The organism is Methylobacterium sp. GC_Met_2 (genome assembly GCF_026540795.1).
Lineage (GTDB): Bacteria > Pseudomonadota > Alphaproteobacteria > Rhizobiales > Beijerinckiaceae > Methylobacterium.
Genome location: NZ_JALNUM010000153.1, coordinates 1 through 12,577, shown reverse-complemented (window position 1 = coordinate 12,577; position 12,577 = coordinate 1). Strand labels below are relative to the sequence as shown.

Here is a 12,577-nt window from a genome sequence, read left to right as displayed (position 1 = left end):
GGACCGAGGAGCATTCTACGATCGCGATCCATGCGTACGATGGATGGATGGGGGCCAATTCGATCTGCGGATAGAAAGCTGGAACGGCAAGGTCTCGATCCCGGCGGGCAACTCTGGATCGTGACGTAGCCACGAACGGGGGCCCTTCCGACGCTCTCGGCTGGGGTCGCAGACAATTACCATTCGACCGGACTTCCGCCTCAGGAAGCATCGGTGAGTGTAACGTGCCGTCGATACGTCTTCGGCTCCATCCACAGGCAAGCCAACGGAATGGCGATGAACGTCCTTCGTTTGTTCCTCTTCGTTCTATCGTTCGTCATCGCCTATGAAGCAGGCGATCTCCTGAAGCCGACGCCAGTCGAGTGTTCCGATTTCATCGGGCCAAGCGCGTCGCAGCCTCCATCCTCGCACACCATTGCGCTGTGCTACATTCATCCGGCGGGACAGGCCTATGCCTCGGCAACTGAGACTCACGCAATTTCCCCAGCCCTATCCTGACGAGTTACTTTACAGTGTCGTTGCTAGATACGTTCACAGAGCAGGCATAAAAAATATTAACAGCATCAATTCGAGCCTATTCGGCCTCAATCACAATGGAAATTTGATCGATCTGCCAAGTGGGATAATGAGGATCGCGTCTGTCATACCTGAGGGCCAGAATATATCAGCCGATGAAATCGTCTCCGACCACACACTATTTAATTTTCACACTGCGTATACAGACATATCGTATCGCCGTAAGGTTTATAGGGACATGCTGGCGTCAGGGTCACCCGATAAACGGACCGCACTTCGTCGAAAAACACTCATAGCAGCTCCAAAATATCTCCGATTCTGCCCAGCCTGTCAAAGCCATATGATCGAAACATTTGGCGAAGCCTACTGGCGTCGTGACCAACAGTTGGCACATGTTGTTGTCTGCCCCACGCATCGCATATCTCTGAGCTATAGTCATGTCAAGTTACAGGGTCGCTCATCGCTTTATTATCGCGCCGACGATACATCTTGTCATACAGATACAAAGGCTGTCATCGATAATCTGTTGGATAAAGAAATTGATGTTTTGAGCCGCATTGCAAAACGTAGCAGACAATTATCGCAGATCGTACAAGAAGATCGAATCATCGATGATATTCGAACTATTTATCTTGATTTGCTTCATAGCAAAGGTTTTTTTCGCGCGCAAAAGCAGATTAACAAGAATACTATAGGAATTGCACTTCAAAAATACCTTGCAAGTTTGGTTCGGTTTTGGCCGAATATTGGCGATGGAACAAGCGATACGCCAACATGGGCCCTGTTATTGCTAAAAAAGCAAGGCTTCAACACTCCGACTTTCTATCACATCTTGTTTCAGGATTTTCTCGCGCAACAGCCGGATGTAAAGGCCTCGCAGGGACGCATTGATCGCAAACCCAAACCCAAACAAGCAGATATTCAGGGGAAACCCTGGAAGTGCTACAATCCGCTGATTTCTGATCCAGCACACGCCAAAGTTCGAATAACAAATATTCGATATGTCGGACCTGATTTGCGCATTCGTTTTTGTTGCTCTTGCGAGTACGAATATATCAGGCGAAAAAATTCGGATGGCATGTTCACGAAGGCAAAATTTTACAGTTTTGGAAAAAGCCTAATCTCGCACATCGCACGAGCTATACAAGAGGGATGGGCACTCAAGAAAACAGCGCGACTGGCGGGATTAAACACCAAGACACTCCTGAAACAAGCCGAGAAACTCGGTATCACCGAGGTGCCGACGGTAAGAAGACAATAAGTGCACACGAGGTGTCGCGAAAGCGTGGCAAACGCGCTCGCCTGAGAGTCGGGTAAAAATCGAATGATGTTTTCACCCGACTTAATTTTTCCGGGACCCTCGACAGGAGCGGCACGCGTGTCTGTTTCACCCAACTCTAGGCCCGATCGCCGGCATAAATTAGGGGTATTTTGGTGGGTATTCTCACCCGACTTTTTTTGCCAGGGACACCTGTCGGCGCGTCGAAGCCTTTGCGGGCGGTCGCGTCGATCCCGGAATGAGGACCTCCATGACCGATCGCGCGTCCGACGCCCTCCGCTGGCTCGATGGGCAGGAGGGAGCGATGCTGTCGCTCCTTGAAGACCTCGTGAACCTCGATTCCGGATCGTACGACAAGGCGGGCGTGGATGCGGTCGGCGCCCGCCTCGCGGCGTTCCTCGCCGGCGAGGGCATCCCAGTCACGACGCTCCCGGTGGCGGGCTACGGCGACGCGCTCAAAGCCGAGGTCGCGGGGTCGGGCGGCGGCAACCGGCCGGTGGTGCTGATGGGCCATCGCGACACGGTCTTTCCGAAGGGCGAGGTGGCGCGCCGGCCGTTCCACGTCGCCGCCGGCCGCGCCTACGGGCCGGGCGTCGCCGACATGAAGGCCGGCCTCGTGATGAACGCCTTCGTGCTGGCGGCCTACCACCGGGCCGGTGGCGCGCCGGTGCCGCTGGTCGGCCTGTTCACCAGCGACGAGGAGATCGGCTCGCCGGCCTGCCGGCCGATCATCGAGGACACCGCCCGCGGCGCGCGGGCGGTGCTCAATTCCGAGCCGGGGCGGCCGACAGGTAACGTCGTCACCGGCCGCAAGGGCGGCGTGTTCATGCAGCTCGAGGTGCTGGGCAAGGCCGCTCATTCCGGCGGCAATTATGCGGAGGGGCGCAGCGCCATCCTCGAACTGGCCCACAAGACCGTGGCGTTTCATGCCATCACCGATCTCGCGCGCGGCATCACGGTGAATGTCGGTCTCGTCGCTGGAGGCCAGTCGGTCAACACCGTGGCGCCCCGGGCGACCTGCGAGATCGACCTGCGCTACGTCACCCCGCCCGACCGTTCCGAAGCCATGGACCGGATCGCCGCGATCGTGGCCGCCTCCACGGTGCCGGACACGACGGCACAGCTGACCATCAAGGGCGAGTTCCTGCCGCTGGTGCAGGATGCGGCCTCCCGGGCGCTGTTCGAGACCTACGCCCAGGTCAGCGCGGGGTTCGGCCGGCCGGTCGAGGGCGAGTTCGCGGGCGGCTGCGCCGATTCCGGCTTCACCGCCAGCGTCGGCTGCCCGACCCTCTGCGCCGTGGGCCCGGTCGGCGGCAAGGCGCACTCGCCCGAGGAATACCTGGAGGTGGGCAGCCTCGTGCCGAGGGCGCGCGCGATGGCCGAGACCATCGCGGCGCTCTAAGGGCCCGTGTGCCGGAAACACACGATGGTCCGCAACGCGCGGACAGATCGCGTCATGGTTTCGAAAGGTCGAGACCTTTCGCGGGTCCAGGGCGGAGCCCTGGTGAACGCCTCAGGGCTCCGCCCTGAGAACCCGCCAAAGGGCTGAGCCCTTTGGAAACCCAGAGGATTTCGGGTCGAACAGGCTCGGAGGCTCAAAGATCGACCATGGCGAGGGCGGCCTCACCGTAACGGCCACCGCTGACGGCCTCCGCGGGCATCACGTCAGCGATGGTTCGGAGATCCGCCGCCGACAGCACCTGATCGGCCGCCGCCGCGTTCTCCTCCAGATGGCAGATCTTGCGGGCGCCCGGGATCGGCACGATGGAATCGCCCCGGCTCAGCACCCAGGCGAGGGCGAGTTGCGCGGGCGTCACACCCTCGTCGGCCGCCAGGGCGGCGAGCGTGTCGAGCAGCCGCTGGTTGGCCGCGAGGTTCTCGGCCTGGAAGCGCGGCAGCGTCCGGCGATAATCGTCGGCCGCGAGGCTGTCTTGGGTCTGGATCGCGCCGGTGAGGAGGCCGCGGCCCAAGGGACTGTAGGGCACGAAGCCGATCCCGAGTTCGGCACAGGTCGGCAGCACGGCGGCCTCGGGCTCGCGGCTCCACAGGGAGTATTCGGTCTGCACCGCGGCGATCGGGTGAACCGCGAGGGCGCGGCGGATCGTGGCGGCGCTCGCCTCCGACAGCCTGAGCTTCCTCGGGTTCTTCCTGTACTATCCCTGCCGCCGGCTGATGCGGCCGGCGCTCAGGGCGTTCGTCGACGTCGTCCCAGCCCGCGCCGGAACCCAGTACGGCCCGGCGGCGGGTTAATCCCGCAAGGCCGCCGCGAGACGCAGCATGAATCCATCGACGGCGCTCTTGTCGATCCAGCGCAGCACCGCCACGAGGTCGTGGTCCGGATCGCACCAGATCACATTGTTGCCGGCTCCCAACGCGCTGAACGCGTTGGCGGAAAGCTGCGGCTTGGCGGTGGCGCCCCGGTTGAGCCACCAGAGGTAGCCGTAGCTCTCGAGGGTCGGCGACGGGGTCAGCATGGCGCGGATCCAGCGCTCCGACAGGAGCCGGCGCCCGGCCCAGACGCCGCCTCGGGCGATGAGCAACCCGAACCGGGCGTGGTCGTCGGCGCCGATGAACAGGCCGCCACCCCAATGGCCACCGCCGGGGACGGACTGGATTCGGCTGCCTTCGATCGTAACCCAGGCCGTGTCGTAGCCGTGCCATGCCCAGTCGGAGGATGCACCGATCGGATCCATGATCCGCGCGCGCAGCACCTCCGGCAGGGCGCGACCGAAGAGCCGCATCAGGCAGTAGGACAGCAGGTTCACCCGCACGTCGTTGTACTCGTAGTGGGTGCCGGGCGGGTTCGGCGCCCGTTTCTCACCCTTGCGGCTGTTGTCCGCCCCCGGGCCGATCTGGCGGAAGTGGTCGACCTGATCGGATTTTTCGAACAGCGTCCCCTGCCACTCGCTCGATTGCTGCAGCAGGTGGCGCCACGTGATCGCGCCGTTGTGCGAGCCGTCGAGGAGCGGGTCCGGCACGCTGTCGCGGACCGGGGCGTCCACGTCGGGGATCAGCCCGTCATCGTGAGCGAGGCCGGCCAGGACCGCCAGGTAGCTCTTGGCGACCGAAAACGTCATGTCCGGGCGGCCGGTATCACCCCAGGCCGCCACCCGGCGGCCGCCTTTCAGGATCACCCCAGCCGGCCCACCCCGCTCCCGCACCGGGCCCACGATGGCGCTCCAGGGCCCGGTCTCGTTCCATTCGACGATCCCGACATAGCGCCCATCCGGATAATACAGGCTGCGCGGCCACGCGCTCTCATGCGCCTCGGCGTAGGCCACCGCCTCCGCGAGGCGCACGGGATCGAATCCGGCCGCAGCGGGATCGGCCTGATCCCACGATTTCCCCGGCCATGACGGCACCATGTCCTGTCTCACACACGATCTCCACTACGCGGCCGCGATGAGCGCAGCCCCGTCGGTCCGAGGCGTCTCACGACGCGGACCGAGCGGAAAGCATGCCTTGCGCCGCGCGGTACGCTTGAGCCTGCCGCGCGCAACGTACCGCCGGAATCGTTGGCCCGATGACACGCAATCCAGCCCCGAGACAGGAACAGGTGACGTTTCATCAGACCAGAATACCGATCGATATCGACGCATATTGCAAATATTGATCCCTGAAGAGTCGCAGAAATTCTTTAAGTTTCAAACTCTAGTCCCGTCGTCGACTCGCAAAAGCAGCAATAGAGAAACCCGTCATACGCGCGAACGTCGAATATATTCCTTGCCAAATGCATCTAATGTTCATAATTTTGAATAAAATCGATGGCAGACTCATATCACTGTAAGATCGCAACTCAATTTACAACTCAAAAGTGAATGACATGCAATATCTGAAGTCCGATTGGAGTTGAGAAGGCCCATGTCGGCAGTAGCGAACTCCGAATCCGACAGGAGATCGGGTTGGATACGAGTCCAGATTGTACTCGAGGTCCTCGGAGGTGCCGTCGCCCTGATCACCCCCCTGGTCCTGCTGGCCGCCCCCCGGTCCGATACCGTGGCGCTTTTCGGCCGCGCGGGATCCGACACCGATGCCATGGTCCGCATGGTGGCCGAGGCGGGCGGATCGATCCTGAATGTCGATGGCCGGCGGGACGTCGTGATCGCCCGCGCCGAAGATGCCGGTTTCGTCTCTCGCCTCTATGCGGCGGGGGCCCGGCTCGTCCTCGACGGCAGCTTGGCCGGCGGCTGCGGTCGCGCCGATCGGTCCCACGCCATCACCCGCGATTTGCAGCCTGATTTCGGACGCTCAGCACGATGAACCACCTCAATACGCTCCGGCTCAAGTTCGGCCGTTCCCTCATCGCAATCCTGTGGGTGCACGTGCTCGTCGTCGCAGGGGCCGAGGCCGCGCTGAACGGCGGCCTGCCGACGCTGGGCCCGATCGCGGCCGTCGCGGTCCTGGCTGGTACGGCGACCATGCTCTGGTGGCAGGATCCGATCGGCCAGGCCACGCGCATCGTCAGCGGGGTCGCCCTGATCGGCATGGCGGCGATCTTTCTGATCGTCTTCGCCGGGCATCGCTGGCAGGTCGATCTGCACATGTACTTCTTCGCCTGTCTCGCCGTGCTGGTCGGCTGGTGCGACTGGCGCGTGATCCTGGCGGCAACCGTGGCGACCGCCGTGCATCACCTCGCCCTCGATCTGGCTGTTCCGGCCTTGGTGTTCCCGGATGCCGCGACCGATCTCGGCCGCGTCGCGCTGCACGCGGTGATCGTGGTGGTCGAAGCCGCCGTCCTGATCTGGGTCTGCCGCACGACGGTCGACTCGTTCCGGGCGCTCGGCCAATCGGAGATGGAGGCCCAGGCGCAGCTGGCCCGGACCAGCGTCCTGGAGCGGGAAGCCGCGGAGGCCCGGGTCGAGCTGGACGTGGCACGGCGGAACGCGACCGAGCACCTGGCTCGGACCTTCGAGACGACCGTGGGTGGTATCCTCGATCATGTGTCCAGCGCCGCGGCGGGCCTGCGTACGGCGGCCGCCGACATGTCGGAGACGGCCTCCGATTCGGCGCGCCAGTCGTCGGATGTGGCATCCTCGGCAGGAAACGCGGCGCGCACGGCCGAGACAGCGGCCGAAGCGACTGCGCAACTCGGTGCGTCGCTCGGCGAGATCGAGCGGCAGGTGAGCGGCTCCGCCGATCTCGCCAGCCGGACCGCCGCGCAGGCGGCCGAGGCGGTGCCCCTCGTTCAGGAGCTGAGCGCGGCCGCGGAACGGATCGGCGACGTGGTGGCGCTGATCTCGACGGTGGCCGCCCAGACCAACCTGCTGGCGCTGAACGCCACGATCGAGGCGGCCCGGGCCGGAGAGGCCGGCCGCGGCTTCGCGGTGGTGGCGGCGGAGGTGAAGGAACTCGCCAGCCAGACCGCCAAGGCCACCGAGGACATCGCCTCGCAGGTCGGCCGGATCCAGAGTTCGACGCAGCGGGCCGTGACGGCGGTGAACGGAATCACGGTACAGATCCGCGATATGAACGCCCTCGCCACGCAGATCACGGCCTCCGTGCGCGACCAGGGCGCTGCCGCCCAACGCATCGTCCGCTCTGTCGCAGAGGCGGCGGCCGGCGCCAGCGCGGTGAGTTCGACCGTGACGGCCGTGGCCGAAGCCGTCGAGACGACGGGGACGACCGCAGGCGGCCTTCTGGCTTCGGCCTCGGAGCTGTCGGTCGAGTTCGACGCGCTCGGGCAGGAGGTCGGCCGCTTCCTCGCATCGGTCCGCGCGGCCTGAGCGGAAACGGCGCGGCGCGCTTCAGACGGGCCGCGCCGTGTCTGTGATCCGCGCCGCCCGAGCACCCAGCAGACGGTGGACAGGCCGGTCGGCCTGCTCAGGCCCCAGCGTGAGAGCGGTCGTCTCGACACCCGCTTGCGCCCCGGGGCCGCTTCGATCAGTTTTCGACGGATCCCGCGAGGATCTTGGGCGAAGGATCGCGTTGTCCGTGCATCTTCTGATCGTCGACGACCACCCGCTGTTCCGCGACGCCCTCGCGGCCACGATCCGCCTCGCGCACCCGGATGCGGTGCTGCACGAGGCCGACGGGATCGAGGCGGCCTGCGCCGTGCTGGCGGCCAACCGGAACATCGACCTGACGCTCCTCGACCTGTCGATGCGCGGCACCGCCGGCTTCGACGGGCTGATCACGGTCCGCGCGCGGTTTCCGCGGATCCCGATCCTGATCGTGTCGGGCCACGAGGATCCGCGCATCGCGCGCGAGGCCCTGCAGCACGGGGCCGCCGGCTTCGTCCCGAAGGCGATGGACAAGGCGACGCTGACCCGGGCGATCACCGAGGTGCTGAGCGGCGCGCTGTTCCTGCCGCCGGGTCTCGCCGAGGCGAACGCCCCGGCGTCGCGCTCGAAGAAGGCGCCGCTGCCCGAGCGCCTCGCCCGGCTGACCCCGCAGCAAGTGCGCGTTCTGATGATGATCCGGCAGGGCAAGCTCAACAAGCAGATCGCCCACGAGCTTCAGGTCGGCGATTCGACCGTGAAGGCGCACGTCTCCGAGATCCTCCGCAAGCTGGAGGTGATCAGCCGGACGCAGATCGTGATCGAGACGGCATCGCTGGATTTCGACCGGATCCACGACGCGCATCCGGCCTAGACGCCTCCGGTCATCACACAGGATGCTGATCACCGTCGGAGAACCGGCCGCAGGCGGCTCGCGTCTTCCCCCTCCGCGGACGTGGGAGGCGGGCGGAGACGCTCGACGCCGGTCTTGCCCGGGATGGCCGGACGCTCGCCCGCTGAACATTCTCACCGGCTTGGGGTTGGCCGGGGACGACCGAATGCAGATTCAGGAGACCCTATGTCGAAGACGATCTTCGCGCTGGCCACGTCGCTCGTGCTCGCCACGTCCGGTGCGGCGCTGGCACAGGCACCGCACACCGGCGGCGCCGACCAGGGCAACGTGAACAAATCCGGCGCCGTGGGCGGCACCGGGACGGGAACCGGAGCGATGGAGCAGACCGGCTCCACCGGCGCCGGCATGGCGCCCGGCACCAGCGGCGGCCCCCGCGTCAGCACCCCCGGTGCACCTGCCGGCAGCAGCATGGGCAACGGCACAACCGGCAGCGGCGCTGCGCCGAGCGGTAAGTAAGACGCGCTTAGGCCCTAGACGCGACCTGCTCTCCTCCCCCTTGAGGGGAGGAGTTGGAGGTGGGGGTGGTTAAGGATCGAGTGGCGCGGTGCCTTCTGCACCACCCCTGGCCCCCTGCCCGCAAGGGTGGGGATATGCGTCTCAATTGACCCCGGGCATCATGCCCCGAGCCCACCCACGCACAGGTACTTCGTGTTCAGGTAATCCTCGATGCCCTGATACGAGCCCTCGCGGCCGAGGCCGGATTCCTTCACGCCGCCGAAGGGCGCCACCTCGGTGGTGATGATCCCCTCGTTGATCCCGACCATGCCGTATTCCAGCGCCTCCGCGACCCGGAAGGTTCGGCCGAGGTCGCGGGTGTAGAAGTAGCAGGCGAGCCCGAACTCGGTGTCGTTGGCCATGCGGATCGCCTCCGCCTCGTCGCGGAAGCGGAACAGCGGCGCCAGCGGGCCGAACGTCTCCTCTCGGGCGACATCCATCCCGGGGGTCGCGCCGGTGATCACGGTCGGCTCGAAGAACTGGCCGCCCAGCGCGTGGCGGTGGCCGCCCGCGATCACCCGGCCGCCCTTCTCGAGCGCGTCGCGGATATGCGCCTCGGTCTTCTCCACCGCGGCCATGTCGATCAGCGGCCCCTGGGCGACGCCGTCCTCGAGGCCGTTACCGACCTTCAGGCGATTGGCGGCCTCGGCCATCTTCTCCGCGAAGGCATCATAGATCCCGTCCTGCACCAGAAAGCGGTTGGTGCAGATGCAGGTCTGGCCGGAATTGCGGAACTTGGCGAGCATCGCGCCCGCCACCGCCCGGTCGATGTCGGCGTCGTCGAACACGATGAACGGCGCGTTGCCGCCCAATTCCATCGAGACCTTCTTCACCGTGTGCGAGGCCTGCTCCAGCAGCACCTTGCCGACCTCGGTCGAGCCGGTGAACGTGATTTTCTTGACCAAGGGATTGCCGGTCATCTCGGCGCCGATGGCGCGGGCCGAACCGGTGAGGATCGACACCACACCGGCCGGGAAGCCCGCACGCTCGCACAGCACGCCCCAGGCCAGCCCCGAGAGCGGGGTCTGCGAGGCCGGCTTGATCACGATCGGGCAGCCGGCGGCCAGCGCCGGGGCGATCTTGCGGGCGATCATCGAGGACGGGAAATTCCACGGCGTGATCGCCGCAACCACGCCCACCGGCTCCTTGGTGACGAGGATCTTGCGGTCGCCCCAGGGGGAGGGGATCACGTCGCCGTAGACGCGCCGCGCCTCTTCCGCGAACCACAGCACGTAGGCTGCCGACATCGCGACCTCGCCGCGGGACTCGGTCAGCGACTTGCCCTGCTCGGCGGTGAGGATCTGCGCCAGATCCTCCTGATGCTCGGTGACGAGCGCCGCCAGCTTGCGCAGCAGCACCGCGCGCTCGTTGGCGGTCTTGGCGCGCCAGGCCGGGTAGGCCGCATGCGCCGCCTGGATCGCAGCCCGCGTCTCCTCGGCGCCGGCATTCGGCACCCGGGCGATCACCGCGCCGGTGGCGGGGTTCGTCACATCGATGCTGCCGGAGCCGGCCTGGGTCCAGGCGCCGCCGACGAGGCAGGCTTCGACCAGCAGGGCGCGATCCTTCAGGGTGGGAATCTCGGTCTCAGGCATCCAACGGTTCCTTCGGCGGATGCGGCAGGTCGAGCTCCGAGACCTCGGGTTCCGACATCGCAGTCCGCGGCTTGAGGGTCACGCCCTGGGCCGTATTCCTCGCCTGTGCCTCGGCTCTTGTCTCGAATACGTGGGGAGCCAGATCGCGGCTCGCCAGCGAGGCGCCGAGTTTCAATCGCAGAAACGCGCTCGTCGTATAGCGCGATGCCGTCTCATAGTACCGCTTTTCCAGATAAGCGATGGCCGAGAAATAGGCATCGCTTACCGTCGGGTCGATTTCGAACCCGTCGTAATTGGCGATCAGGTGGACCTTGCGGCCGATCTCCTGGCAGGCGCGCTCGTATTCCCGACGCACCAGCTCGACATCCTCGATGGTCCGGACCTGAAAGCCTTCGAGATTCGAGAACAGGATGTTGCGCTCCGGATCGTAGCTGATCCGCTCCGCCATGGAGAGGCCGAGCAGCCACGGCTCCAGCCCCATGATGGTCTCGCGGAACAGGCGCGGATCCATCGGTTTCGGGTTCTGCACGATCGGCACGAACCCCATCTGGCCGAGGATGTCGCGCGCGATATCGACTCCGGCTGCGACCTCCACGAGTTCCATGCCGGCCCGGGTCCGGCGGAAGACGCAGCGCTCGGTCACGTACAGCACCGGCTGGCCGCGATCGGCCGCGTAGGCGCCCGAGAAGGTCACCTGCTCGACGGCGGCGATAAATTTCCGGGAGCGCCCCTCGCTGAGGATGCGGATGCCGTCGCCCTCGATCGCGACCTTCAAGCCATCGGCCGTGAAGGTGCCGGCGAACACGAGGCTTTTTGCGTTCTGCGAGATGTTGATGAAGCCGCCCGCGCCCGCGAGCCGCTTGCCGAACCGGCTGACATTGACGTTGCCCTCGGCATCGCATTGCGCGAGCCCCAGGCAGGCGAGATCGAGGCCGCCGCCGTCGTAGAAATCGAATTGCTGGTTCTGGTGCAGCACCGCGGCCGGGTTCAGGGCGGCGCCGAAATCGAGCCCGCCCTGCGGCAGGCCGCCGATCACGCCCGGCTCGGCGGTGAGGGTCAGGTATTTCAGGACCCGCTCCTCGGCGGCGACCGCCGCGACGCCCTCCGGCATGCCGATGCCGAGATTGACCACGCCGCCCGGGGGCAATTCGAACGCGCAGCGCCGGGCGACGATTTTCCTGGCGTCGAGCGCCATCGGCGGAATGCGGTCGAGCGGCACGCGCTGGCGGCCCGTGAAGGCGTGGTTGTAGGGCGTGCCGTAGGTCTGGTGGTGGTTCTCCGGCTGGCTGAGCACCACGCAATCGACCAGGATGCCGGGGACCTGCACCTCGCGCGGGTTGAGCGAGCCGGCTTCTGCCAGACGCTCGACCTGCGCGATCACGAAGCCGCCGGAGTTCTTCGCCGCCATGGCGGCGGCGAGGTTGTCCAGCGTCAGCGCCTCGCGCTCCATGGTGATGTTGCCGGCAGGATCGGCGGTGGTGCCGCGGATCAGCGCGACGTTGACCGGGAACGCCTTGTAGTGCAGCCAGGATTCGCCGCCGAGTTCGACCACGTCGACGAGGTCTTCCGTCGTGACGGCGTTGAGCTTGCCGCCCTCCAGCCGCGGATCGACGAAGGTGCGCAGGCCCACCTTTGTGATGTGGCCTGGCGTGTGGGCGGCGATCTCGCGGTAGAGGTGCGAGACGACGCCGAGCGGGAGATTGTAGGCCTCGATCTGACCCTCGACCGCCAGGGCGCCGAGCTTCGGCACCAGCGCCCAATGGCCGCCGACGACGCGCTTCACGAGGCCGGGAATCGCGAGGCGGTTGAGGCCGCGCTCCTTGCCGTCGCCCGGGGCGGCGGCGAACATCAGGCCGATCCCGTGCGGGCCGTTGCCGGCGTCAAAACGGCGGGCCAGCGCCAGGATCAGCTCGTCGGGCGTGCCGATGCCGACGAAGCCCGAGACCGCGACCATGTCGCCGTCCTGCAGGATGGCGGCGGCCTCGTCGGCGCTGACGATCTTGTTTTTCAGGCTGGCCATGGATTGGTCCTCGGCGGCCGGACCGCGCGCCTTTCCCTCCCCCCT

General features: G+C 65.7%; 9 protein-coding genes and 1 pseudogene. 6 read left to right on the top strand and 4 right to left on the bottom strand.

What is annotated here, in order from left to right; translation table 11 throughout:
• Positions 1–451: 451 nt before the first annotated feature.
• The gene (locus tag OXS49_RS30255) at positions 452–1,777 is read left to right on the top strand and encodes a TnsD family Tn7-like transposition protein (RefSeq protein ID WP_267428318.1); all 1,326 of its coding nucleotides are present in this window, start codon (positions 452–454) and stop codon (positions 1,775–1,777) included.
• Between the two features lie 268 nt (positions 1,778–2,045).
• Positions 2,046–3,197, top strand: a complete 1,152-nt coding sequence (locus tag OXS49_RS30250) for a M20 family metallopeptidase (RefSeq protein ID WP_267428317.1) — start codon at positions 2,046–2,048, stop codon at positions 3,195–3,197.
• 193 nt (positions 3,198–3,390) lie between these two features.
• Here the strand turns inward: OXS49_RS30250 and OXS49_RS30245 are convergent.
• Positions 3,391–3,933: pseudogene (locus tag OXS49_RS30245) on the bottom strand (aldo/keto reductase); the annotation flags it as partial.
• A 108-nt stretch (positions 3,934–4,041) separates the two neighbouring features.
• Entirely contained in the window at positions 4,042–5,172 is a 1,131-nt protein-coding gene (locus OXS49_RS30240) for a serine hydrolase (protein WP_267428316.1), read from the bottom strand.
• A 484-nt stretch (positions 5,173–5,656) separates the two neighbouring features.
• Here OXS49_RS30240 and OXS49_RS30235 point away from each other — a divergent pair, with 484 nt between their 5' ends.
• From OXS49_RS30235 to OXS49_RS30220, 4 genes are all read left to right on the top strand, one after another.
• The gene (locus OXS49_RS30235; protein ID WP_267428315.1) at positions 5,657–6,055 is read left to right on the top strand and encodes a hypothetical protein; all 399 of its coding nucleotides are present in this window, start codon (positions 5,657–5,659) and stop codon (positions 6,053–6,055) included.
• The gene (locus OXS49_RS30230) at positions 6,052–7,518 is read left to right on the top strand and encodes a methyl-accepting chemotaxis protein (RefSeq protein WP_267428314.1); all 1,467 of its coding nucleotides are present in this window, start codon (positions 6,052–6,054) and stop codon (positions 7,516–7,518) included. Before OXS49_RS30235 ends, OXS49_RS30230 begins: the two co-directional genes overlap by 4 nt.
• A 208-nt stretch (positions 7,519–7,726) precedes the next feature.
• Positions 7,727–8,386 (top strand): response regulator transcription factor, encoded by a 660-nt coding sequence (locus tag OXS49_RS30225; RefSeq protein WP_243998048.1) that lies wholly within the window; start codon positions 7,727–7,729, stop codon positions 8,384–8,386.
• Positions 8,387–8,590: 204 nt separating this feature from the next.
• The gene (locus OXS49_RS30220) at positions 8,591–8,881 is read left to right on the top strand and encodes a hypothetical protein (RefSeq protein ID WP_243998050.1); all 291 of its coding nucleotides are present in this window, start codon (positions 8,591–8,593) and stop codon (positions 8,879–8,881) included.
• 158 nt (positions 8,882–9,039) lie between these two features.
• On the opposite strand, the gene OXS49_RS30215 is transcribed toward OXS49_RS30220, so the two are convergent.
• A complete protein-coding gene (locus OXS49_RS30215; RefSeq protein ID WP_267428313.1) occupies positions 9,040–10,512 on the bottom strand; it encodes an NAD-dependent succinate-semialdehyde dehydrogenase in 1,473 nt (490 codons plus the stop codon).
• Positions 10,505–12,532, bottom strand: a complete 2,028-nt coding sequence (locus OXS49_RS30210; RefSeq protein ID WP_267428312.1) for a CoA-transferase — start codon at positions 12,530–12,532, stop codon at positions 10,505–10,507. Before OXS49_RS30210 ends, OXS49_RS30215 begins: the two co-directional genes overlap by 8 nt.
• Positions 12,533–12,577: the final 45 nt, after the last annotated feature.

Coding starts and splice junctions, on each gene's coding strand:
- OXS49_RS30220 (WP_243998050.1), top strand. CDS start 8,591: ATGTCGAAGACGATCTTCGCGCTGGCCACGTCGCTCGTGCTCGCCACG.
- OXS49_RS30230 (WP_267428314.1), top strand. CDS start 6,052: ATGAACCACCTCAATACGCTCCGGCTCAAGTTCGGCCGTTCCCTCATC.
- OXS49_RS30215 (WP_267428313.1), bottom strand. CDS start 10,512: ATGCCTGAGACCGAGATTCCCACCCTGAAGGATCGCGCCCTGCTGGTC.
- OXS49_RS30210 (WP_267428312.1), bottom strand. CDS start 12,532: ATGGCCAGCCTGAAAAACAAGATCGTCAGCGCCGACGAGGCCGCCGCC.
- OXS49_RS30255 (WP_267428318.1), top strand. CDS start 452: ATGCCTCGGCAACTGAGACTCACGCAATTTCCCCAGCCCTATCCTGAC.
- OXS49_RS30235 (WP_267428315.1), top strand. CDS start 5,657: ATGTCGGCAGTAGCGAACTCCGAATCCGACAGGAGATCGGGTTGGATA.
- OXS49_RS30250 (WP_267428317.1), top strand. CDS start 2,046: ATGACCGATCGCGCGTCCGACGCCCTCCGCTGGCTCGATGGGCAGGAG.